20 protein-coding genes are annotated in these 25,381 nt (G+C 39.1%); 3 read left to right on the top strand and 17 right to left on the bottom strand.

Translation table 11 applies throughout. The features are described 5' to 3' along the window. Positions 1-26 precede the first annotated feature (26 nt). The gene (locus ATS74_RS14455) at positions 27-2,891 is read right to left on the bottom strand and encodes a UvrD-helicase domain-containing protein (protein ID WP_058549580.1); all 2,865 of its coding nucleotides are present in this window, start codon (positions 2,889-2,891) and stop codon (positions 27-29) included. 261 nt (positions 2,892-3,152) lie between these two features. Between ATS74_RS14455 and ATS74_RS14450 the strand changes: the two genes are divergently transcribed. Both ATS74_RS14450 and ATS74_RS14445 read left to right on the top strand, forming a co-directional pair. Next, positions 3,153-3,890 (top strand): hypothetical protein, encoded by a 738-nt coding sequence (locus ATS74_RS14450; protein WP_058549579.1) that lies wholly within the window; start codon positions 3,153-3,155, stop codon positions 3,888-3,890. 111 nt (positions 3,891-4,001) lie between these two features. Then, positions 4,002-4,919: a M14 family metallopeptidase gene (locus ATS74_RS14445; protein WP_058549578.1), complete on the top strand. Its 918-nt coding sequence runs from the start codon at positions 4,002-4,004 to the stop codon at positions 4,917-4,919. 76 nt (positions 4,920-4,995) lie between these two features. Here the strand turns inward: ATS74_RS14445 and ccoG are convergent, their stop codons facing one another. The 10 genes from ccoG to ATS74_RS14395 form a co-directional block, all read right to left on the bottom strand. Then, positions 4,996-6,378, bottom strand: a complete 1,383-nt coding sequence (gene ccoG, locus ATS74_RS14440; protein ID WP_058549577.1) for a cytochrome c oxidase accessory protein CcoG — start codon at positions 6,376-6,378, stop codon at positions 4,996-4,998. Between the two features lie 144 nt (positions 6,379-6,522). Continuing rightward, positions 6,523-7,941: a sigma-54 interaction domain-containing protein gene (locus ATS74_RS14435; RefSeq protein ID WP_058549576.1), complete on the bottom strand. Its 1,419-nt coding sequence runs from the start codon at positions 7,939-7,941 to the stop codon at positions 6,523-6,525. Positions 7,942-8,013: 72 nt separating this feature from the next. Beyond that, entirely contained in the window at positions 8,014-9,318 is a 1,305-nt protein-coding gene (locus tag ATS74_RS14430; RefSeq protein WP_058549575.1) for an ABC1 kinase family protein, read from the bottom strand. A gap of 60 nt (positions 9,319-9,378) precedes the next feature. After that, a complete protein-coding gene (locus tag ATS74_RS14425; protein WP_058549574.1) occupies positions 9,379-9,936 on the bottom strand; it encodes a DUF1439 domain-containing protein in 558 nt (185 codons plus the stop codon). Positions 9,937-10,030: 94 nt separating this feature from the next. Continuing rightward, on the bottom strand, positions 10,031-12,712 hold the full coding sequence (locus ATS74_RS14420; RefSeq protein WP_058549573.1) for a DUF349 domain-containing protein: 2,682 nt from the start codon (positions 12,710-12,712) through the stop codon (positions 10,031-10,033). After that, positions 12,702-12,983 (bottom strand): YeaC family protein, encoded by a 282-nt coding sequence (locus tag ATS74_RS14415; protein ID WP_058549572.1) that lies wholly within the window; start codon positions 12,981-12,983, stop codon positions 12,702-12,704. The genes ATS74_RS14420 and ATS74_RS14415 overlap by 11 nt, the downstream gene beginning before the upstream one ends. A gap of 1 nt (position 12,984) precedes the next feature. Beyond that, positions 12,985-13,311 carry a zinc-ribbon domain-containing protein gene (locus ATS74_RS14410; protein WP_058549571.1) on the bottom strand — a complete coding sequence of 109 codons (327 nt, stop codon included), beginning with the start codon at positions 13,309-13,311 and terminating at the stop codon, positions 12,985-12,987. A 59-nt stretch (positions 13,312-13,370) separates the two neighbouring features. After that, complete coding sequence (locus ATS74_RS14405; RefSeq protein ID WP_058549570.1) at positions 13,371-15,038, bottom strand: alanine/glycine:cation symporter family protein; 1,668 nt, start codon at positions 15,036-15,038, stop codon at positions 13,371-13,373. A 159-nt stretch (positions 15,039-15,197) separates the two neighbouring features. Next, the gene (locus ATS74_RS14400) at positions 15,198-16,325 is read right to left on the bottom strand and encodes a M14 family metallopeptidase (protein WP_058549569.1); all 1,128 of its coding nucleotides are present in this window, start codon (positions 16,323-16,325) and stop codon (positions 15,198-15,200) included. A gap of 199 nt (positions 16,326-16,524) precedes the next feature. Continuing rightward, positions 16,525-17,967, bottom strand: a complete 1,443-nt coding sequence (locus ATS74_RS14395) for a glyceraldehyde-3-phosphate dehydrogenase (protein ID WP_058549568.1) — start codon at positions 17,965-17,967, stop codon at positions 16,525-16,527. Positions 17,968-18,141: 174 nt separating this feature from the next. Between ATS74_RS14395 and ATS74_RS14390 the strand changes: the two genes are divergently transcribed. Further along, positions 18,142-18,942: a DUF2989 domain-containing protein gene (locus ATS74_RS14390; protein WP_058549567.1), complete on the top strand. Its 801-nt coding sequence runs from the start codon at positions 18,142-18,144 to the stop codon at positions 18,940-18,942. Between the two features lie 311 nt (positions 18,943-19,253). On the opposite strand, the gene ihfA is transcribed toward ATS74_RS14390, so the two are convergent. From ihfA to ATS74_RS20125, 6 genes are all read right to left on the bottom strand, one after another. Beyond that, positions 19,254-19,553 (bottom strand): integration host factor subunit alpha, encoded by a 300-nt coding sequence (ihfA, locus tag ATS74_RS14385; RefSeq protein WP_002960690.1) that lies wholly within the window; start codon positions 19,551-19,553, stop codon positions 19,254-19,256. Between the two features lie 2 nt (positions 19,554-19,555). After that, entirely contained in the window at positions 19,556-21,943 is a 2,388-nt protein-coding gene (pheT, locus tag ATS74_RS14380; RefSeq protein WP_058549566.1) for a phenylalanine--tRNA ligase subunit beta, read from the bottom strand. Between the two features lie 15 nt (positions 21,944-21,958). Continuing rightward, entirely contained in the window at positions 21,959-22,939 is a 981-nt protein-coding gene (gene pheS / locus ATS74_RS14375; protein ID WP_006794499.1) for a phenylalanine--tRNA ligase subunit alpha, read from the bottom strand. Between the two features lie 82 nt (positions 22,940-23,021). Continuing rightward, the gene (hda, locus tag ATS74_RS14370; RefSeq protein ID WP_138684120.1) at positions 23,022-23,732 is read right to left on the bottom strand and encodes a DnaA inactivator Hda; all 711 of its coding nucleotides are present in this window, start codon (positions 23,730-23,732) and stop codon (positions 23,022-23,024) included. Then, a complete protein-coding gene (locus tag ATS74_RS14365) occupies positions 23,732-24,787 on the bottom strand; it encodes a DUF2066 domain-containing protein (RefSeq protein ID WP_058549565.1) in 1,056 nt (351 codons plus the stop codon). Before ATS74_RS14365 ends, hda begins: the two co-directional genes overlap by 1 nt. Positions 24,788-25,115: 328 nt before the next feature. Further along, the coding region (locus tag ATS74_RS20125) for a hypothetical protein (RefSeq protein WP_058549564.1) at positions 25,116-25,381 on the bottom strand (266 nt) is incomplete at its 5' end.

Here is a 25,381-nt window from a genome sequence, read left to right as displayed (position 1 = left end):
AAACAAATGAGTTGTATTATGTTCGATTAATTAGAAATTACGTTGTTTTTTACTTTTCGGGTGTTTTTACAGTTGTGCTCTTTTAATGCGTATCCACTACACCCTAAAAACTCACCATGCTTAGACTGACGTAAACGCATTTCGCGTCCGCATTTTTCACAAATAGGTTGGCGTGCTCGGCACTCTTGGTTTGTACACTGCGAATATGTGGCTTTATCAACCGATGGACTTCTACAGCTTTTACATACCCTAAGTTTTGTTTTACACAGCTGAGTATTATTGCAGCTAAAGTAGTCGCCGTATTTGCCCGATTTAGGTCTAATTAATCCATCACTACACGTTATGCATTGCCTTTGCTGTAATTGCGACTTTTTAAAAAGATCAGATGCTAAATGTATGGGGTAATCATCATTTATTAATTCTTTTATAAACGCTGAGCAAGCGTAAGGGTCGGCAATTAAATAACTTTTATGCTTTGCACGCGTAATACCTACATAAAGTAAACGGCGCTCTTGAGAATGGGTAAAGCTATCTTGCTTTGGTAGTAAAGTATCCACCAGCAAATTGTCTTGGTTATCACTTGGAAACCCTAATTGACCTTGCTCAAAACCAATGATAATACAGTAATCGGCTTCAAGCCCCTTTGCGCTGTGTAATGTCCAAAAATAAAGTGGGTTAGTGCGTTTTTTACCTTTTAAATGCTGTTGAACACCATTTAGCATGTATCGGTATCGGCTAAGTATGGCAATACTGGCCGAGGCATCATTTTTTTCAATGGTACTTATTGTTTGCTGTACTTTTATCTCGATTGATTTAGTTCCTTGGTATAAATCGTCGAGTAAAATAACTTGTGGTGCTGTTACCTGAGTATGGGTAATGATGTGTTTTTTATATTGCTCAGGATTTTGCATTACAAAGCGCCCTGCCACATCACTTATGCTGTTGTTATACCTAAATGTTTTTTGTAGCATAGTTAGTGAGTGGCTACCTACAAGCTCGTTAAATTGTGTGGTTAGCGCCAAATTACCACCCGAGAACCTATAAATAGCCTGCCAGTCATCACCCACAGCAGTAAAGCGTATCCCATTGCCGTGTTTAATAATTGCGTTTAAAAACGCCATACGCGCGCTTGATATATCCTGGAACTCATCAACTAAAATATGGCTCCATGGAACTTTAAAATCCCCATTTTTTACAGCCCTAGTTGCTTGAATAATCATATCGTCAAAATCAATACTATTGTGAAGGCTTAGTTCATTTATATACGCATCGTGAATTTGCATCAACAAGGCTGCATATTGCTTATAGTTTTTAATACCGCTTTGCTTTATTCGCTGCTCTATTTGTTGGTGAGATAATTGCTCTACCCTAATGGCTTGCAAACATTTTATGTATTTATCAACCCCTTGTTGTAATTGCCCAGAGTTATTTAAAGTATGAAATATTTCGTCACTACTCAAAGGCACAAGCTCAACATTATGTTGTTTTAGTTGTTTAGCTAAGGTTTGTTCAAGCTTTCCCTCAAGCCAGTTATAGTGAAAGGTTTCAAGCAACGTAGTACCGTTTTGCTTATGTAGTTTACGTTTAAACGCTATTTGCTCGTTATAGTGTTTTTTATCTATGTCGGCACGCGTATTACCACGTCTATCTATTCCAAAATGCTCTAAATATAAATTGTATTGAGGAATGTAAAAATCTGGTTGGTATTTGCTTTGCAACTGCTCAGTATAAGTAGGCTGATAAGTCGATTCATAACTATGCGGTACTGAGTGTAAATGCAACCAATTTGAAATTAACAGCTCTTGGTAACCTTTCACTTTATGACCCGCTAAGCTGCGATATTCATTGTCGCGCACGTATCGCTCATACTCTGCATTATTATTAAAGCTAAATATATCTATAGGCTCGTGCAGCAAATCTACAAATGTTTTTAAAAATTTAGGGTCTGCTTGTAGTTTTTTGCTTACCCACTGGGTAAGCCAACTATTTAATAATATTGGATCGGTGGCAAACTTTGACAGTTCAACCGGTTTTTTTGCACTTTGTAATAACTTTAGACCCAAAGCATGAAACGTTAAAATTGTCGGTGTTTTGCATGGTAATTTAGCCTGTACCGCGCGGTTAATAAAGCGCTCTTTAAGCTCGTTAGCAGCACTTTTGTTATACGCTAACACTAAAATTTGTTCAGGCTTTGCAATGTCACTGGTTATTAAATTTAATGCTTTTGCCACCATGACAGATGTTTTACCTGTACCCGCAGCGGCTAACACTAAGTTTTTATCATTATCGCGTATTACTGCTAAACGCTGCTCTATAGTGAGTGGGTTTGATTCTATTTTATTAAAAAAATCATTTTTAAGAGTTAGTTGTTTTTGCTCATATTTTTGGCGCAGTAATACCACTGCTTGAGCATTATCGGGCGTGCTGCTAAGTATATTTAAAAATTTAATACTGGCGGGGGATAAATGCTCAAGCCATGTACTTTTACTTTTGTTGTAATGGCTACCTAGCAAAAATACATTATTTTTAAGTGTTTTTAGGGAACTATCACGTAAAAATTCATCTAAAGCATAACGCTTTAATACTGCTTTAGCGTTGTTAACCTTTTGCTCAAGCAGTTGCGAAAACTGATTATTAATTGCGCAATTTAAGGCGTGAGCTTGCGCTTTATTTAAAAAGCTAATGGATGTGTTGCGATCATCACTTAGGATTATTTTAGCACTAAACACGTGGTTATTTAGTGCGGCAAAATTATAGAAGTCTTTAATTAAAAAACGCTGTGTTTGCGCATTTTTAAAGTGCACTACAAGCTCTGTTTGCTCAATGCTTACGTGTTTAATCCGGGTAAAAAAACGGCCTAGCCAACTTGGAGTAGCAATATACTGCGCCATAATACTCAATATCAAAACATGCTTTGATTTAATTGTAACATACTCTTTTGTAATACATTTAGCGTAATAAAATAGGTTTTAGTATGTTAATTAAACGCCAAGCTTATATTTAGATCTGTTATTTAAACTTTTCATTACAAGCGTTAACAAATTTAAACATATACTGAGCGTTCTATGTGTAACAATGCAAACTTACAATTACATTACAGTTAATTAACCCACTGTTACGTTTACAGGCAAATACTATTAAAGGAGCTAATTATGTTTAAAAAATGCGTTATGTCGGCAGCATTCATTTTAGCTTTATGTGCCTGTAATTCAGAAACTGAATCAGACCTAGTAGAAACAAAAGATATTTGGGCTGGATTTAAATTAGTGTCTGATGGAAGTATAACGCGCGTTAACGCCGAGCTAAACGTGAATGATATCAGTGGCTCTAACGTTGTTTTAAGTGACACTGATACGCTGCAAGCTGTTGTTAATAGTAGCGTTGTAACACTTAAAAAAGATACCGATTTTTTAGATGTTGACTACCAAGCTTATATAAACGCAACTGACGATAATCAACTATTTGATATAATATTTGGGCGTAGTAATGGCATAAGTGCCAGCTCAAACGTAGAGCTACCACTAAACTTTATTATTTTAACCCCAAGCAATGAACAACCATTTAAGATTGATAGTACGTTAACTTTACAGCTTGATGGAACAGATCCTAATAGTACAAGCTATGTAGAGCTAACTAGTAGCTGTATAACGTTAAGCAACGACTCGCTTATTCAATCAGGCACCCTAGAGCTTTCCTCGTCACACCTTGAAATCCCCCTTGAAAACCTTGATATGTTTAAAAACACACAGATAGACCACAGTAAGTCGTGTAATTTAACGCTTAGCGTTATACGAGAGCGCTTTGGTAATATTGCTGATGAGTTTACAGATCAAAGCTACATTAAAGCTCAGCAGTCTCGTGCTATTAAAAACATGACTTTAACGTTTTAATTTGCACGCTATTTTACTCAGCGTTAAGCTATGCCTTTATTAAGTAATTTACTAGTTGCCTCTGCCTTTTTTATAAACAGCAAACGCATTAGTACTATATAAAGGTTAATTATGACTCATAGCACCTATCCTATTGGCACACCTGGCACTAAATGGAATAACAACAATAAAGACCAGTGGTTTAAAAGCCAAAGCATTAAACGCAGCTACCAAAATGACGTTGTGTCTTTAATTAACGAGCTAAAAAATTCATTAACTGTTGAGCAATACGGCGAGCTTAATTACGCTGCGGGTACCTACCCTTTATATGTGCTAAAAACACCTCAGTTAGATAAAAACAAACCGACTATTTTAATCACCGGTGGTGTGCACGGCTACGAAACCAGTGGCGTACATGGCGCACTTAGATTTGCTAAAACATCGGCTCTGCAATATTCAGAGCAGTTTAATATTATTGTTGCCCCATGTATTAGCCCTTGGGGATACGAAACAATTAACCGCTGGAACCCTGCGGCGATTGACCCTAACCGCTCATTTTATGAAAATAGCCCAGCGCCAGAATCGGCTGCTATTATGGCATATGTTAAGTCTCTTGATTTAGAGCTTATAGCGCATATTGACCTTCATGAAACAACCAACAGCGATAACAGCGAATTTAGACCTGCACTTGCAGCACGAGAAGGCACCACAAACACTAATTGGAACATACCTGATGGTTTTTATTTAGTGGCCGATACCAATAAACCTGAACCTGAATTTCAAAAAGTAATTATTGAAGGTGTAGCAAAGGTTACTCATATTGCGCCAAGTGATGAAAATAATCAGCTTATTGGCGTACCCCAAGAGCAATTTGGCGTTATTAACTACGCGGCACGCGATTTAGGTTTATGCATGGGCTTTACAGATGCACCCTACGTAACAACCACTGAAGTGTACCCAGATAGCCCAACAGCCACAGATGAAGAATGTATATTGGCGCAAGTGGCCGTTATTAAAAACGCACTTAAATATATACGTGAAAACGCATAGTAAAAACTGCACATAAAAAATGCCCAAGGAGATATTATCCTTGGGCATTTTTTAATTACATAAGATTTTTTTAATATCAGTTTTTATAAAACTGACTGTCTTTGGTTATAGTGATGCTGGCATCTTCTTGCGCTGTTACTATAAATTTAAGTTTAGTCACTTTTCGCTCAATATCGTAGCCGTCAGCGGTAACGGTAACCGGTACGCTCTTCATTACACCCGGTTGTACAAGTGTTGACTCAGGGCTTGTAAGTGTGGCACCTGCCAATCCCTCAATAGCAATGCTGTAATGCATAGGCTGCTGCGTTTTATTAATAATCGTTAGCGTATAAGGGTTTTCTACCAAGCCTTCGTAGTTCACTCTGTAAAGCGCGTTTCTGTCGCGAAGTACTGAAGCCTCGATAGGCGTGCGCTGTAACATCCATGCAAACATTGAGATAATCAATAAAGCAGTTAACGCACCATAGCCAACTAGCTTTAACCTAAATGGATTAGTTTTTTTGCCTTCCATTTGCTTTTCGCTAGCGTATTTAATTAATCCTTTTTGATAGCCAAACTTATCCATTGTGTCGTCGCAGGCATCAATACATAAACCACAGTTTATGCACTCATACTGTAAACCATTGCGTATATCTATACCTGCGGGGCACACCTCTACACATAAATTACAGTCTACACAATCACCTAAATTAAGCGTTTTAGGATCGGCTTTGCGTTTACGCGGCCCCCGGTTTTCGCCTCGTGCGCTATCGTAAGTAACCACTAAAGTGTCTTTATCGAACATAACCGATTGAAAACGAGAATACGGGCAAGCAACTGTGCACATTTTTTCACGTAAAAACCCGGCGTTTCCGTAAGTACACAATGCAAATAAAAATACCCAAAAGCTAGTAATGCCTGACCACTCAAAAGTGAACATTTCCATGTATAAACTTTTAGCGGGTATAAAATAAGCCATAAATGAGGTAGCAGTTAGCACCGATATTACAATCCATGCAGTGTGCTTAGTGATTTTTTTACGCCAAGTGCTCAATGTCCATTTTGATTTATCTAGCTTGATACGTTGATTGCGAGTGCCCTCTATACGCTGCTCAACCCAAGAAAACATCAGCATCCAAATAGTTTGCGGGCAAGTATAACCACACCAAACTCGCCCCAACCAGTTAGTTACAAAAAACAACGCAAAGGCGCCCACCATAAATAGTAGGGCTAAAATCATAAAGTCTTGAGGAAGTAAGGTTAAGCCAAAGATTGTAAATTTTTGAGTTGCTACATCAAGTAAAACAGCTTGCTGACCTTTATATTGCAACCAAGGAATAGCTACAAATGTGAGCATAAGCAACCAACCTAGATTACGGCGTATTCGCTGAAAAAAACCTTTTTGCTCGCGAATATAAATAGGCCCTTCTGTTTTATAGGGCTTGATGATCATGTCTTCTTCTTTAATATCAAACTTCATAGTACTTACTTAATAGTGACGGTATTAAGTAAGCTTTTGCAACTTTCAGACCACCCTGAAAATTAAATTAACTTATTGATATTAAACAACTATTAAAATTTAAAAAAACACACCTTCGCGAAATAAAACGAAATTCGCGATATATCACGAACCCTTATTGATTCCTAGCTTACGCATTTTTGATCTTAGGGTGCTCTCTGGCAAGCCCAGCTTAGCAGCAGCGCCTTTATCGCCCGATATTTGCCAGTGCGATAGCTCAAGTACACTTATAATATGTTGTTTTTGTGCCTCATCGAGGGTAAGGGCGGGATTGATTGGGTGCTGATCTTTTAGTGTTAACGGCTGAGTTAACTTAAGTACCTGGTGTTTAGATAAAATAGCTTCGCGTTCAAGTACATTTTGTAACTCGCGAATATTACCTGGCCAGTCATATGCTTGTAATTGGCTAATTGCCTTTTTGCTCAAACCACTTAATTGTTTTCCAAGGCGCTTGTTAAGCTGAGTAATTAAATTTGTGCATAAATATGGAATGTCTTCTTTTCGGTCTTTAAGCGCAGGCACTGTAATAGGAAATACATTGAGCCGGTAATATAAATCGATCCTAAAACTGCCCTTTTGCACCATTTGCCATAAATCACGGTTAGTTGCCGCTATTACCCTAATGTTTACTTTAAGTGTTGTGCTGCCGCCAACGCGTTCAAACTCTTGCTCTTGTAACACTCTTAACAATTTACTTTGCGCTTCTAATGGCAGCTCTGCAATTTCGTCTAAAAATAATGTGCCTTTATTAGCTAGTTCAAAGCGGCCTTTGCGGCGTTCGCTAGCGCCTGTAAAAGCGCCCTTTTCGTGCCCAAATAGCTCCGACTCTAATAAACTAGGCGTAAACGCAGCACAATTTACTTTTATGAAGGCTTGATTATTACGCTTACTTAAACGGTGCAGGTTACGTGCGACTAATTCTTTGCCTGTGCCATTTTCGCCAAGTATTAATACGGTACTGTCGGTCTCGCTTACTAGCTTTATTTGTTCAAGCATGGTTTGAAAAATATGGCTTTGCCCAACTAACCCTGAGTCTTGCCAGTCCTCATTAAGCTCAGCAATTAAATAACTGTTTTCATCTTTAAGCTGCTCGCTTAAATGTTTAACCTGAGCAAGTGCATTATGTAACTCGTTTTGTGTACGCTGCTGCGCCGATATATCTCGAAATACCGCTACAGCACCGATTAGCTGGTCATTACGATAAACAGGCGTTGATGTGTACTCTACAGCAAATGAGCTACCGTCTTTTCGCCAAAATACCTCATTTTTGATTTCGCGACGTTTGCCATCAAACATAGTGCAATATATTTGGCACTCGTCTGCAGGATAAGGTGTGCCGTCTGCGTGGCTGTGGTGATGGTATTGGTGTATTTTTTTACCAAGCAATTCATCGGCTTTCCAACCGGTCATGCGCTCAGCTGCAGGGTTTACAAATACAGCATTACCGGATAAGTCAAAACCATAAATCCCCTCACCTACCGCATTAAGTAATAGTTTAGGGTCGTTTAAAAATTGCTTTATCATTGCAGTAACCTCGCGAAATATCGCGAGCATTATGCCATAAACCAGTGTGTTGTTCAGTTAAATAGTAAGCAATTAAATATAAGGCTTAAATAACGCTTTAATATTTATTTTTGCATTCAACTTGGCTGCTATTAAATAAAGCCCAGCTAATTTACGATGAATAAAAAGCGCATCGACAGGTGGGGTGTGCCATTGCTGCGATTGAGCGCTCAGCTCAAGCCCTGCATTTTTAATATTGTTAGCCAACGTGCTGTTTTTAAAGTCAAAATAACCATCGACTCTTAACGGCTCACACGCCATTAAAAATAAGTCAATTACATGATTTTTATAACTATCTACAATATCATCTTTAAAGTAACCTATTTGAGTTGCAGCAGCTAACACCCCCTCTCTGTTGTTTTCACTCCCAGCTTTAAACAAAGATAGGTAAGCTTGACTTAATTGCATGGATATTTCTCGCGTGGCGCCAAAATCAAATAGCACTATTTTTTTGCTCTCGCGTTGGTAATGAAAATTGGCAAAGTTTGGATCAGTTTGAATAAGCTTAAACTCAAACATTTCTTTAAAAAATAAATCAACAAGTGCCGCAGCCACCTGATTTTGCTCATTTTGTGCTAAATCATTGAGTGCTTCAATAGGAGAGGCTTTTACATACTGCATTGCCAAAATTTGTTTAGTATTGTGCTCGGTGTATGCTTTAGGAACGATAAAGCGTTTATCTTCAGATAAAAGATAGTGATACTTTGTAATAAAATGCGCTTCTAAAGCATAATCAGCCTCTGCGAGTAATTGTGCTTTAGCCTCACTTACCAGCGGTTTTATATCCAGCTCTTTAGGAATTAAGCGCGCTATATTTAAAAGTGAAATAACATTATCTACGTCACTTTCTACACTTTTTGCGATACCTGGGTACTGAATTTTTATAGCCAGTTTTTCACCATTTTCTTGGTACGCTAAATGCACTTGTCCAATTGAGGCTGCAGCAAAAGGCCTTAACTCAATATGTGAAAATCTCTCAAGCCAATTATTCCCCCACTGCTGCTTTAACACTGCAATTAACTGTTTATGGGGCATAGGATTAGCATCTGATCGAAGTAGTGCTAATAGCTTTGTAAGTTCAGGGCTTAGTAGCTCACCAGCATCCATTGAGAGTAATTGCCCAAGCTTCATTGCAGCACCTCTAAGATGCGCAAGCTCAGTGGCTAGTTTTTCAATATTTTTAGGCTGTAGCAGTAAACTTTTGTTATCCCAGCCATTACCACTTAAAGCACTTTTAGTACCGTCTATTAATATATTGGCGGCAACGCCACTGGCTAAAGAGCCTAGCTTTGCAAATCGAGAGAGTCGTGAGGTAGGAATGCTGCGCGGTACTGCCATAATTTAGAGCCTAATAAAGTAAGTCTAAATAATACGTAAATGGCGCCGCGCTAGATCTACTTAAAGACGAGGTACTAACTTAATTGCACCCTCAGCCACTTTCATATCAAGAGGTAATTTACTCAGTAACATTATTTTAGGGTCGTCCATATTTAACGAATAAACAGGGTTAACCGTTAAAAAGGCGTTAATTACTTCCATAGCTTGGCTATCAAGCGCACCTAAGTTACCTTTAAAACCACCGGCGTCTACGCTTGAATCAAGTAGCTTTACATTTCGTAAAAACACCGCTTTTTTCTCACTATCGTAAAATGGGCTGCCTTCAATCTGCAGCTTTAAACGCACAGGGTATTTTAGTGCAAAAGCGTTAATTTCAGCGCTTGAGTCAGCGCCTAATACAACGACATCGCGGTTATCTGGGCCAATGTTTACACTTAAATCGTTCACATCAAACTGAACTGGCAACCCCATTAAACTCACTTTTTCGCTTAGCTTTGGTAATTGCTTACCCAATACGGTTTCAACTTCTGCTTTAGTGAACGAGTAAACAGATACACCTTGGGTTGTGTTACATGCCGCCAAAAATAGTGTTGTTGCAATCAGTAGTAATACTCTCATGAGGATCCCTTATATTAATTTTAATTATAAAAAAGCCGCTTTAACAGCGGCTTTTACAATGCATTACCTGTATTAGTACAGGTGTATTACATTATTATGCTGTAAAAGTTGTTTTAATTTTAGCTAGTGTCTCAGGCTCAACTGAACCCTTACTGAGCGCTAACAACTGCTTTAAATAATAGTTTAAATCAGCATGTTCACCACGGTGTTTATCATCTAGCATTGCAACTTGTTCAGCCATTCTAAGCGATGCATTTTCTGAGCTCACGTTGGCTAAAATTTCCATTCTAGTGAGTAATTGTTCACGGCTCAGTGATGTTATTAACGATGTTTGGTATTGGCTTGGCAATACATCGTTATTTTCAATGGCGCTAAATAGTGCATCTAAATTAGCTTGTTCTGCTTGGCTATTAAGCAATGCTAACTTGTGCTCTATCGCTTCAAGTAGGCTGTTTACTTTACCTGTAAGTGATTTGTATTGAGCGTAGCCTTTTACCTTAGTTTCTAGGTCATGCAATTGCGCTTTTTGATTCACATTATCAAGTGCATCTTCAAGTTCGGTCAGTTCAACTGCAGCTTGTTTATCGCTTTCGTTTTGAGCAAGTTTTTGCTCTTCAAATTCGCTGCTTCGTTTCGTAAAGGTTTCATCATTAAATTGACGAAACTTTTGCCACAGTGCGTTTTCAGCTTTTAAGCCTGCAAAGCCTATTGTTTGCCATTGCTGTTGAAGCTGTTTTAGCTCTTGGCATGCACTTGCAAGATCATCGCTTTGTGATAGTTGCTGTGCTTTTTCAACGAGTTCATTTTTTTGAGCTGCATTTGCTTTATGAAACGCATTAAGTGTTGCAAGTACTTGCTGTTGCTCTTTTTTGTAACGATCGTTTAATACGCGGTATGTTTTAGGGTCAACTTTACCTACACTGCGCCATGCTTTGTTTAAGCGATTGTATTGGCTCTCATATTGCTTCCAGTCAAAGCCATCGTCAGTGCAAGGCTCTGAAAGTAAAGCGCTCATATCAGCAATTATAGTTTCACGTTGGGTTTTAGCGGCTTCTCTCGCTACTTCTTGCTCTGCAAAGTAGCTACGACAAGGCGCAAATAATTGTTCAATTTTGTCATCAAACTGCTCGCCTTGTTGCTTTTCTTGCTCAGTATCAAGGCGCCCTAGCTCGTTCCAACGTTTACGTAAAGTTTTAACTTGATCAGCGCGCTGTTGCGGATCGGTACACTCTTCGCCAACTAAAGCCGTTACTTCTTCAAGTAGTGCTTTACGCTTTGGCGCTGCTGCATATTTTTGCCAATCTTTAGCATCTGCAAGTTGCGCTTCAAGTTCTGCTTTAATATTTACTAATGGCTGTTGATAATGTGCAGTTAGTGTATTAAATAGCTCTTCAAAGCCTTTAAAAACACCAAATGCTACATTAAAACGGCCTTCTTCAATTAGGCGCTTTACATCGCGTGCTTTACGTTTTGCTTGGCTTTGATTTTTCTCAAGTGGCTTAGTTAACTCACTCATAGCAGCTAAAAATTGCTTTTTGTTAGCATTTAGCTGTGTTTTAAAGTTTTGTGCAAGTGACCCATCAAGCGTATTCAAATGGCTGCGAGCAGCTTTAAACGCGATATTAAAGGTATTTAAAGAGTCATCGTAATCACTTAATTGCTCAGCCGGCTGTATGTCACACAGTACCGCATAGGCTAATTTATACTCTTTAATTGCACTTGTAAGCTCTGGTAACTTAGCAACTTGAATAAATAATTTTTCTAGCTTATTAATTACTTGTTTAGATTGCTCGTTATTAGCAAGTTGTGAATCGCTTAGCGATTGCTTAGCTTGAGCTACTTTTGCATCTAACCAATCTTGTTGAATTTGCTCAGGCGTTTCTAGTCCGAGCTGTAATGCATTTTCAATCTCTTCACTTAAAGCCTCAAGAGTAGCAAGCGCAAGTAACTGACGTTGTTGTAAAGCCAGTTTTTCTTGCTCTTTCGCATGTTGCTCTTTAAGTACTGCAATATGTGCATCAAGCTTGTCGGTAATAGTAATGTACTTAGCATCAAGTGTTTTAACATGATCGGCACTTAACCATTTAAGCTCTAGAGCTTGCCACTGCGCCATTAAATCACTCGATTGAGGATTAACGATTGCGTAGTCTGTTTTATCACGAAGTGCATTTAACTTCGCTAAAATTACACGTGTAGAAGCCTCTACTTGCGCTGGCATTTCTATTGCCAAACGTTCATTTTCTATATGTGTTTCTAAGCTCTGCTTAGCGCTGCCTTTAGCGTGTTTTAATAAAGGCTTTGTAAGTTGATGCGTAATAACAAGCTCTACTAAATGAGCTTGTAACTCTTCGCTGCCTTCTTTAAAGGCTTTTTCGATAAGTTTAGGGTTAGCCAAACGCTTTAAAAGCTTAACGCGTACTTGAAGCTCTTTTTCAGCAAATGCTAGTTTTTCAAGTGTTTTAACTGGCGCAAAACGCTCAATGTATTCAGTTTTAATATGTGAAGACAGTGCGCTTTCGTCGCTTAATACTGCATTAGAGATTTGTTGTTCAGCAACATCTTTTAGCGCTTGATCTTGTTTATATGCTTTCCACCACAGCGCTAAGTCGTTCACTTTTTGCAGTGCTTTACGACGAATTTCAGCCGAATTATCTTCAAGGGCTAGTGTATTTAAAATTGTAGCATCGCGCTGTACATCTAGGTTTTCAATTGCTTCTAGACGAACTTGCTGTTTTGGGTGTTTCCATTTTGGTGTAAAAAGGTGTTTAAAGATCATGTTCACTAAACCTAGCTATTTCGTTGTCTGATTTAAATTCTTTTTGTAGTTGTGCTTTTGTTTTTTGGATCATTTCGCCATTTGCACCAATGGTAAACTGCTCGTTTGATTGAGCCACTTTAGCTTGGTACAGCATAACTAATTGCACAGTTTGTTGCTTTTGCTCGTCTGATAACACCGTGCCATCAGGCCACTTACCTGTTGCAGCACCGTACTGTAAGCGTTCAAATAATTCGGGAGTAATATTTTGTACTAGATTGTCGATATTCATGTCATTTTTTCTTTTTTAGAGATACTAAAATAATACGATTGATAAGGTACCAAATACACCCTACTCCAATTGCGATTGTGTAGGCGTACCACTGCAGGGATTCTTCTTGCGGTTGTAAAAAGTATAAACAGAAAAAGCCACCTAAAAATAAGATTAGCGCCAAAAAAGAGTGATTCATAAACATCTGGCGTTTTTTAATCCGCTGCTCACGTTGCAGCTGCAAAACTTGCTCGTCGTTAAGCTCTGAAATATTACTACCGCAATGCGGACACTGCTTATGTTTGTCTGAAATTGATTTTGCACATTTGGGGCAACGAGTAATCGCCATACATCTCTCCATACTACGCATAAAAAAAGCGCCTTGCGGCGCCTTTTATTGTACGTGTTTTATTTCTCGTTGTCTTTTTTGAATTTAACCCAGTAGTCATCTACTGACTGTTTCATCTCTTTGCGCAGCAACATGATGCCAAATAAGTTAGGAAGAGTCATAACGACGATGGCCACGGCCGCCAATTTCCATACTAAAGTGGTATCGGCAAACGATGCCCAAAAGAACGCTGCAACATAAAATACACGGTACGGCATTACTGAACGGTGCCCTAGTAAGTAAATCATTGCACGGTCACCATAATACGACCAAGCAATAGCGGTCGAGAATGCAAATAACAACAAGCCAATCGATACAATATATTGCCCACTTTCGCCAAAGTAGCCTCTAGTAAACGCTTTAGTTGTCAGCTCAGCTGAATGCACTAGCGATTTACCTACTAAGCTAATACTGTCGTCAGTTGGCATACCATTTTTAACTTCAACAATACCTGTATACTTATGTTTTTCTGTTAAACCAAAACGAACATCTTCTGCAATTGACCGCGAATTAATAACGGTGTAGCCCTTAGTAATAGACTCACCATTGACCACGTCAATATTACCTGTAAATAACTCAATGTTACTGTCGTTATTATTTAAGTAATTATATAGCTCAGTGCGCTGTGCTTCGTTCGTTTCAGAGTAGTCACCTTTAATAATACTCATTGAAGAGCGTTCAAAGTGTGTTTCGAATTTCTCGTTCCATACACCCGAAGACAAAATAACTAAGCCTGTAAGTGTACAAATGATGATGGTATCAATAAACGGTTCTAATATAGAGACTATACCCTCTGATACTGGTTCATCTGCTTTTGCTGAAGCATGGGCTATTGGCGCAGAACCTTGACCCGCTTCGTTTGAGAATAAACCTCTGTTTACACCTTTGTTAAACGCGTAAGCGAACGATGCACCTAAAAAGCCGCCTGCCGCTGCTGAACCAGTAAATGCATCCATAAAGATTGACGCAAATGACGGGCCGATATTTTCAATATTGTAAAAAATAACAGCAAGCGCACCAATAATATAAACCGCGGCCATTAGCGGTACTACGCGTGATGTAATTGCAGCAATACGTTTAATGCCACCTAAAATTACCAGTGCTAGTAAAACAGATAAAACAGCACCCGTTGCCATTGGCGCAAAACCAAATGTTGCTTCCATACCTTGGGCAATATTATTTATTTGTGGCAAGCTGCCTGTACCAAATGAGCTAATTACCGTTGCAACAGCAAATAAAATGGCTAACCATTTCATGTTTAGACGTTTATCCATGTAATACATAGGGCCGCCAGACATAGTGCCGTCTTCTGTTTTTTCGCGGTATTTATGAGAAAGAGTTACTTCTACAAATTTGGTTGTCATACCAAAAAATGCGGTCATCCACATCCAAAATAAGGCTGCGGGACCACCAATAGAGATAGCAAGTGCTACGCCACCAATGTTACCTGTACCAACCGTGCCAGAAAGCGCAGTCGCAAGGGCTTGAAAATGTGTTGTGTCGCCTTCGGTGTCTTTTTTATCAAACTTACCAGTTACAACTTTACACGCATGTTTGAAATAACGGATTTGTGGGAACTTTAAATATATAGTAAAAAATAAACCAACCCCTAGTAGCACGTATGGGAACCAAACAGCTCCTCCTAACATGCCATCGAGGCTATCTAAAAATTGTCCAAATACATCCACGCTGAATTCCTCTTATTATTTTAATTGAGACTGTTGACTGCGTATTACTCAGTTAAAGCTAAATAATACGATAACGCTGCTATTGCTAATTTTTTATTATTTGTAAATTTTGTAATAAAAAAGGGCAACATTTTATTGTTGCCCTTACCTTATACTAATTTATCTCAGTTTATCAACGACATTTACGATTGCCGCTAAAGTATCTTGTCCAAATTGATACGAACGGCGGTCAGACCAGCCGTAATCTGGGTCTGGTAGGTCGTTATTGTCTTTAAACGGCATCTCAACGGTGTACGTAAGTGCTTTAAATTCTTCTGCTGTTGCAGATGAGCCCACCGTTAAATTTGCTTTACCCGGTTCGTCTTTATCGTAGCCATGTTCGTCTTGAAACTCTGGAGTAATAGTTAAAAGCGCCGCTTTAAAACTATCTTCTAAGTCTTTTAAACGATCGTCGTAACTTGGTATACCTTCACTACCTGCAACAAAGTTATATGGGATTGCTTCATCACCGTGTATATCTAGGTGCATGTCTAGGCCTGTTTCGCGCATTTTATTAAGTACTAAGTAAACCTCAGGGCTATTTTCCATGCTTGGTGTTTGCCATTCACGATTTAAGTTAACCCCTTTTGCATTGGTACGAAGGTGCCCACGTACACTCCCATCAGGGTTCATGTTTGGCACAATGTAAAAAACAGCTTTAGATAAAAGCGCCGCTGCATGCGGGTCTTCATCATCAAGTAATTTATGCAATAAACCTTCTACAAACCACTCTGCCATAGTTTCACCTGGATGTTGGCGTGCTGTGATCCAGATTGTTTTTTTATCTTCGCTTGGTTGGCCAATTTTAAGTACGCTCATATCGCGACCATCTAGTGTTTCGCCAAGAGTTTGTAATTGGCATAGCTCTTCGCTTTGCGCCCACGATAATAAATCTAAATGACGCTCGTAGCTGTAAGGCGCAAAGTATGCAAAGTAAACACTGCCGCTTTCTGGCTCTAGCTCAAATGTAAGCGTGCCATTTTCGTAATTAGAAGGTACACGAAACCATGTTTGGCGATCGTACGATGCAACTGCTTGATATCCATCCCAGCCATCTGGGTATGCCGATTTTTCAAGATTATTAATATTTAACTTATGCAATTGGTAAGGTGTTGTTTCAAGACGAAAGTGAAACCACTGATAAAATTCAGACTGGTGATCGCTATTAATCTCTAATTGAATATTTAAAGGATCGGTGGCTTCGATAACATTTATGTTACCACTATCAAAATTGCTGCTGATTTTCATGAAAAAACCTTAAGGTAGAATAAGTTTATCTGCTTAACTTGCAGAACTGACACTATTTTATAAATAGTAAAATGCATAATTACGGCATAACCGCAGTACACATTTCAATAATTAAAGCCTATCACACAGGGTACACTTTAAAAATATTACGCGACTAAAAAAGCCAGCAAAAAAGCTGGCTTAGTGATTTATTATTAATTTAGCGAGGTAGGCTTGGGAAGGCTACTTCGGCCATATCACGCATACAGCGAACAACTTGGCAGCTGTAGCCAAATTCATTGTCGTACCAAACGTAAAGTACTACACGATTACCTTCAACAATAGTTGCTTGTGAATCAACAACACCTGCGTAACGGCTACCTACTAAATCGGTAGATACGATTTCTGTAGAAGCAGTGTAATCAATTTGATCTCGCAGCTCTGAATGAAGCGCTGTTTCACGTAAAAACGCGTTAAGCTCTTCAACCGATGTCCCTTTTTCTAAATTAAGATTTAAAATAGCAAGCGATACATTTGGTGTAGGTACACGGATTGCGTTACCCGTTAATTTACCTTCAAGTTCTGGTAATGCTTTAGAAACCGCTTTAGCTGCACCTGTTTCGGTAATTACCATGTTAAGCGCTGCAGCACGGCCGCGACGCTCTGCTTTGTGGTAATTATCAATAAGGTTTTGATCGTTTGTGTACGAGTGCACAGTTTCTACATGGCCGTTATTAATACCAAACTTATCGTTTAATGCTTTAAGTGTTGGCGTAATGGCATTAGTTGTACAACTTGCTGCACATACAATTTTATCAGCAGGCAAAATATCTTGGTTATTCACACCATATACTATGTTTTTAATATTGCCTTTAGCCGGTGCAGTTAATAATACTTTTGCAGCACCTTTACACTCTAAATGCTGACCAAGGCCTGCTTCATCTTTCCAAATACCTGTGTTATCAACAATAAGTGCATTTTCGATGCCGTAAGCTGTGTAATCAATTTCGCTTGGAGAGTTAGCATAAATTACTTGAATGTAGCTACCGTTAGCTTTAATTGCATTACGCTCTTTATCAATTGTAATTGAACCATTAAAAGGCCCGTGAATTGAATCTCGACGTAATAAGCTAGCGCGCTTTTCTAGGTCGCCATCTTTACCACCACGTACAACAATTGCACGTAAGCGTAAATCGGCATATGGTCCTGACTTTTCAATTAATAAACGTGCTAATAAGCGACCGATTCGGCCAAAGCCATAAAGTACTACATCGCGTGGCTCTTTCGCTGGTAAATCAGCTATTTCTGCAAGTTCAGCTTTTACAAATTCGTCTACAGTACGGCCATTAGCTGCATCAGTATACAAGTAGCTATAAGCAAGTTTACCAATATCTATACGGGCAGAGTTTAACTCCATTTTACTAATCGCTTCTAAAAACGGGAAGCTTTCACGTAAACGTAATTTTGTGCCTTCAAACTGCGCTACAGTTTTATGAGACTTGATAATATCTATTGTACTGGCATTAACGAGAGGACGGCCATATACAGCGATTTCTATGCCACGGTTACGATAAAGCTTACCAATGATAGGTTGCATGCTTTCGGCGTAATCTTGGCGCTCTTGCCAACTATTTGTATATTCTAATTCGTGAGATGAGGTCATTTTATTTACCTAAATTTAACATTTTGAACGGATAGCCTTTGAAAGTGCACTATATTTTGAGAGTAATACACCTTAGGCACGGCTATTCTAAGTTAATCTTAAGTTATTCTCTACTGTTAGAGCACAAATGATTACGTTAGAATGGTTACGTATATATTCATTTGGGGTTAAGGGATGGTTTTAAGAGCAAGCGTATTACTAACAATGCTAGCGTTAACAGGGTGTGATGAACCACTAACACTCGCCCAGGTTTGTAAAGAGACACCTGGGTTTTGTAGTGATCTAAATAAAGACAGCCATTGTAAGAATGAGCGCTCTGTAGTTATTTTAAAGCGCTACACTGAATATAAAAAACCAACAGATGAAAATAAATACCAATTGCTCAAAGGCTTTGAGTCTTATAATCAGTGTATTACGTTAGCTGCAAAAATAGAGCATAAAAAGCTAAAATCTAAGACAACATCGCGCATTGAAGGACAACTAACCAGTATCAAAGAAATGACGCGCTTATATCAAGACACTCAAAAAACTAATCACCCAGGTTTACTTTACTATCATTGGTCTCGAAACAGCGACCAAAGTGCACTTAATAAATTACTCGCCTTAGAAAACGATAAAAGCGTAACGCAAAGTGCCGAAATGCAATTTTTTTTAGCGTCTTACTATATTAAGTTTGATGATGAAAAAACAATAGATCTGCTTTATAAAACGCTTGAGTTGAATAAAAAAGGTATTGAGCCAAACCCTGAAGTTTACACATCACTTATTAGTCTGTTTTATAAACACGATAAGCTTAAGCATGCGTATATTTTTTCTAAGGTTGCGCAAATGTCTGGCATTGAAAACATCGATTTATTACCGATAGAACAACAACTTATGAGCAATGGTAAAAATTTAGATAGTTTAGATACACTTGCCCAACAAACATATGAGCAAATACAAAGTGGTGAATTTGTATCGCCTAGAGAGTTTTAGCTAGGACGTGTTGATCTTCGTGGATTGAAATTTGTTCAATCTAGGGGCGATTAAATCACGGCGCGAGGCTTTTAAGTAAATAGGTTCTATAGCTGCTACGTTATTCTAATAGCGGCATTGCTTTACCTTGTGCATCCATTTAATCGTAAATGAGAATTTTTAACGCATATAGCGACACGTTTAACCCGGCAAAAAGATTAAGTATTATTGCCGATAGGTAGTATATGCAGTAGTAAATACAACAAAAATACCCAGCATTGTGGAGCTAGGTACTTTTATGTAAATAAAAAGGCAGCTTACGCTGCCTTTTTTTATTTTGCTTTGCTTGTGCCCACTTCTACACGGGTTTTAAGCTTTTGGCCTGGTCGAAATGTAACCACACGGCGCGCCGAAATAGGAATGTCTTCTCCTGTTTTCGGGTTACGGCCTGGTCTTTCTTTTTTATCACGAAGATCAAAGTTACCAAATCCAGAGAGCTTAACTTGCTCACCTTTTTCAAGCGCTGAGCGGATTTCTTCAAAAAACGCTTCAACTAAGTCTTTGGCATCTTTTTTATTGATACCCAGTTTTTCAAATAGGTGTTCAGCTATGTCGGCTTTAGTAAGCGCCATATCTAGTCCCTCAACGATGCATTAAATTTATCAGCCAATTCGGCCACCACGTTATCAACTACTAGATTGATGTCTTTCTCTTCGAGTGTTCTATCAACCGCTTGCAGTGTTAGAGCAATCGCCAAACTCTTATAATTTGGCTCAATACCTTTGCCCTTATACACATCGAATAAGTTTAGGTCAACCAATTGATTTCCGCCAACTTTTTCTATCGCGGTTAAAATATCACCAGACTTAACGCTGTCGGCCACTAAAATAGCGATGTCGCGGCGATTTGAAGGAAATTTTGATACCCCTACAGCTTGTGGTAAATTTCTTTTTTCGATTGCCGACATTTCAATTTCAAACACAAAAGTTGCGTTGTTGATATCTAACGATTTTTGCGCTTGTGGATGCAATGCACCAAAAAAACCAACCTTTTTACCATCAACATAAATAACGGCTGATTGGCCTGGGTGAAGTCCATCTGACTGCTCTGCTTTAATTTCAAAACGGCTAACATCATTGGTGATCGCAAGTAATGCTTCTACATCACCTTTTAAGTCGTAAAAATCAACGTTACGTTTTTCTTCAACCCAATGTTCGCCGTGTGCTAAACCGGTAATTACCCCACCAAGAACTGGCACCTGATAAACACCGTTTTCAGCACTTTCATCACTGATAAATTTAAGACCGTGCTCAAATAAGCGAATACGCGGTTGCTGACGGTTTTGGTTATAAGCCACTGAAGCCAATAAACCAGGCATTAAGCTGACACGCATAGCTGACATTTCAATTGAAATTGGATGCGGTAATACAAGCGCATTGCTATCTGGGTGTAAAATAGTTTGTGCTTTAGGATCTACAAAGCTATAAGTAATTGCTTCTTGGTAACCACGCGTAACGAGCGTATTGCGGAACTTACTAAGCGCAATTGTTGACTCGTCATGCGTTGTCATTTTGAGTTTTGCAGTAGGTGCAACATTTGGGATACTGTTGTAACCGTATACACGCGCAACTTCTTCAATTAAATCTTCTTCAATACGAATATCAAAACGGTAACTTGGTACGTCTGCACTCCAGCTATCATTTTCTACTTTAACATCAAGGCCTAAACGAGTCAGAATATCAGTTACTTTAGCATCATCAATATGATGACCTATTACGCGGTCTAAACGAGAACGGCGAAGACGTACTTCAGTCACTTTTGGTAATTTATCTGCTGCAACAGCTTCAACTACAGGACCTGCTTGACCACCAACAATTTCAAGTAATAAAGCGGTTGCACGCTGCATTGCATCATGTTGTAGAGCAAAATCTACACCACGCTCATAACGATGTGACGCATCGGTATGTAGGCCGTAACTACGTGCTTGCCCAGCAATTGCAACCGGATTAAAGAACGCACTTTCAAGCAGTATGTCTGTTGTTTTTTCAGTAACACCTGATTGCTCACCACCAAAAATACCGGCGATAGCAAGTGCTTTATTATGATCGGCTATAACAAGTGTAGAGTCATTCAATTTAGCAGTATTACCATCAAGTAGTACTAGCTCTTCACCTGCATTTGCACTACGTACTTTAATTCCACCTTCAATTGCACTTAAATCAAATGCATGCATTGGGTGGCCAAGTTCTAGTAATACATAGTTAGTTACATCAACAACCGGATCGATTGAACGTACGCCACTACGGCGTAGCTTTTCAACCATCCAAAGTGGTGTTTCTGCATCAAGGTTAATACCCTTTATAACACGACCAAGGTAGCGAGGGCATGCATCTTCGTTTACTAGTTCAATTGATACTTTATCGTCAATTGTTGGTGTAACAGATGGAATAGCTAATACATTTACATCAATGCTATTTAAAACACCTACTTCTCGTGCAAGGCCTTTAATACCTAAACAATCACCACGGTTTGGTGTTAAGTCAACATCAATAATGTTGTCATCAAGGCCTAAGTATTCGCGTAAATCAGTGCCTACTGGTGCATCAAGTGGCAATTCCATTATGCCATCGCCTTCTTCGCTAATACCTAGTTCAACAAAGGCACACAACATACCGTGAGAAGGCTGACCGCGTAGTTTTGCTTTTTTGATTTTAAAGTCGCCAGGTAATACAGCACCTACGGTTGCAACAGCTACTTTGATGCCTTCACGACAATTTGGCGCACCACAAACGATATCAAGCAGCTCATCGCCACCTACGTTAATTTTAGTAACACGAAGTTTGTCTGCATCAGGGTGCTGACCACATTCAACCACTTCGCCTACTAGCACACCATTAAATTTGGCTGCTGCTGGCTCAACTCCATCAACTTCAAGACCAGCCATAGAAAGCTGTTCCGAAAGAGCTTGCGTATCAATAGCAGGGTTTACCCACTCTCTTAACCACTTTTCACTAAATTTCATTTTATTATTTCACTCTTAACGGAACTGGTTTAGGAATTTTAAGTCATTTTCAAAAAATGCACGTAAGTCGTTTACGCCGTAGCGCAGCATAGTTAAGCGCTCTACGCCCATACCAAATGCAAAACCAGTGTATTTTTCTGGGTCAATACCCACCGACTTAAGAACGTTAGGGTGAACCATGCCACAGCCTAGTACTTCTAACCATTTACCGTCTTTGCCCATAACATCCACTTCAGCAGATGGTTCTGTAAATGGGAAAAATGAAGGACGGAAACGAATTTCCATATCTTCTTCAAAAAAGTTACGTAAAAAGTCATGTAAAATACCTTTAAGCTCCGTAAAGCTTACATCGGTATCAACCATTAACCCTTCTACCTGATGGAACATAGGAGTATGAGTTTGGTCGTAATCATTACGATACACTCGCCCTGGTGAAATAATACGTAGCGGTGGCTGTTCTGTTTCCATAGTACGAATTTGCACGCCACTTGTTTGTGTACGCAGTACTAATTTAGGATTGAAATAAAAGGTATCGTGATCAGCACGCGCAGGGTGATGCTCAGGGATATTTAATGCATCAAAGTTATGAAAGTCATCTTCAATCTCAGGGCCTGATTTAACCTCAAAACCTAACTCACCAAAAAAGCTTTCAATACGTTCAATTGTTCGTGTTACCGGATGCAATCCACCTGTTGGCATTACACGCCCAGGTAAAGTAACGTCAATTGTTTCTGCGGCTAGCTTTTCTTCTAGTGCTTTACTTGCTAAAAGCTCACGCTTATCGTTAATTGCAGCTTGAACATCTTGCTTAGCTTGGTTAATTACCTGCCCTGCTTCTTTGCGTTCTTCAGGAGCAATTTTACCCAGTGTTTTAAGTAAGCTAGTGATTTCGCCTTTTTTACCAAGGTAATTAACCCTGATCTCTTCTAGTTGCGCGATTTCACTGGCACTGGCTACCGCCTCAAGTGCTTGCGCTAATATATTTTCTAAGTTCATTCGATACCTGATCTTTCACAGAAGGTGATTACAATTTAATTGACTAATGATAACTGAAAGCAGGGTCTAGATTCTAGACCTACTACAGCTTTAACGTTGATTTTATAAAGGGAATTGTTAATTTTCGCTGTGCAGCCATAGATGCATGATCTAATTTGTCTAATACATCGAGTAAAGCGCGCATATCACGGCTTAAACGCGTTAGTAAAAACCGTGCACATTCATCGCTCAATTCCAATCCACGCATATGCGCACGTTTCACAAGCGCCTGAGCTTTGTCATCATCGCTCATAGAGCGAATTTGAAATGTAGTGCCCCACTTTAGCCGAGACTCTAAATCGGGAAGGCTAATATTGAGCATATCAGGAAGTAAGTCAGCGGTAACTACGAGCATTTTCCCAGGTTCGTTAAAGCGATTATAGAAATTAAATAATGCTTTTTCCCAAGGATCATTCCCAGCGACTAAGTGAACGTCGTCTATACACAATACATCGAGAGCCTCTAAGCCATCGAGCACCATCGGGCCAAAATCAATAACTTCACGCATTGATAATAGCATGTTGGATAACCCACGCTCTTGTGCTTTTACACAAGTGGCGTATAGCAAGTGAGACTTGCCTGAATCACCTAAACCACATAAATAGGTATACTGAAACGTTTTAGATAACTTTGAAAAGCTGTCCTTTAAATGGTTAACCTCTAACGAGTCCTCACCACCAAAATATGATGCAAAGGTTTCATCATCCGGTAAGGTAACCGGTAAAGCCATTTGCATAGGCTCAGCGTTTAGCATTACTCGCCAACCCACTGATACTCTAAACTACTTTTATCAACCACATGATAAAAAGCACGTGGGTCAACGTAGTCTCTAAAAGCAGAATCAAGGCCAAGTGCTTTTTTAAGATCGTTTACACTGCCCGTATGGTTTAACTTAAATTCAACAAGCTCTGGAGTTTTTCGTAAAATAGTTACGTCGGTTACTACACTTAAACTAAGTAATCTACGTTTTGCTAATTCGATATCAACAAAGCTATTAGTTTCTTTTAAAGTAAGTGTTGCAGAAGCTTGCTGGTAATAGGCATTAGGATCAATTGCATATTCGCTTGCAAGGCCTTGCGCGAGAGTATCAATCATTTGCCCTACAATTTGCTGCTTGTCGCCCGTTAATCTATTTGATTCAAACAAATCGTCGTTAGTAAAGCGCCAATCTAGTATCCAATTTTCACTGTCCTGTTCTTGAAACATTCTTGCAGTAATACTTCGCTCTGCACTGTAACGCTTAGATGCTTCTTCAACGGGCTCAGAAAAATTCCCCCAAACTTCGGGTACACCTACTAAGCGCCTGTCTTGTAAATCAAGTAAAGGCACAACAACTGGTAAGCCACGGCGTCCTGCTTTATCATAAATTAACTGCTCTAGCTGCGGGTAACTTTCTTGTGTTACTAATTCTCTGCGCCAATTGTCTTCAATACCTAACCAAATAGCAACGAGTGGTCGCTGAACACCCCACAGTGGTAAATTGAGCTCTTTAATGAGCGCATTTATTTTGCGCGCTTCAAATTTAACAACTAATTTAAGCTGGCCGTTTGCTCGCTCGTCATACTCAAATTTGAGCATATAATCTGAGATATCTTTTGTACGTTGTTGCGCTAGTTTATTTTGATCTGCAGTTTCATCACCGCTCACTTTTACTAAAACATTAAGCAATGCCTTACGGCTTGCATTTAAACGCGTATCTCTAGTTTTATCGTCGACTTTTAATATATCTTGATACAGATCAGTTACTTCAACTGCCGATACAGAAAAACAAAATATAAATGATATGGCACTAATTAATAATCTATACACAGGCTATTAGTTCTTGGTTTTAAACTGTTTTGATCCTAAATCAAAGCCAGTAACAAAGCAAAATTATATTTGTTATCCAGCACTATCAGATTAGTAAAAATATAAATAATAACTATACCTCTGTGCTTAACTATAAAAGCTCTTTGATTTGATCTCGACATATTCACAAGATTGAGGAATTGGTTGATGTGATGTACGCAGATTGTGGATAAAATAGCAAATGCGACACTTCCAGGCAGAGAAATTTTTGATGTTGTCGTCGGGAGTCGCTACGCTCGCCTGACCTATGTAATAGAGGCTTGATGAGTGTCTATCAATTGTGCGCATTTTACTTTTCTGCAGACAGCAAAAAACCCGTTACATTGCTGTAACGGGTTTCTTTAATTTGAAGCCTGGTAATGTCGTGGTGCCACAGCGGTGGAGAGTCACAGTGAAATGCTTCACTACCTTCCTGTCGGGACGGCCTTCCGTGGGGCTCGCCTTCGAGCTGTTTTGTTTGATGTATAGGAATACAAATGCCGTGGAGTACAGGATGTACGAGAGCGGCCACTACTGAGTTTGGCATGGGCTCTTGGCTATTTACTAAATCCCAGA

Origin of the sequence: Pseudoalteromonas sp. H103 (assembly GCF_001469205.1) — a bacterium.
Taxonomy (GTDB): Bacteria; Pseudomonadota; Gammaproteobacteria; order Enterobacterales; family Alteromonadaceae; genus Pseudoalteromonas; species Pseudoalteromonas carrageenovora.
This window is presented reverse-complemented; position numbering and strand designations above follow the sequence as displayed.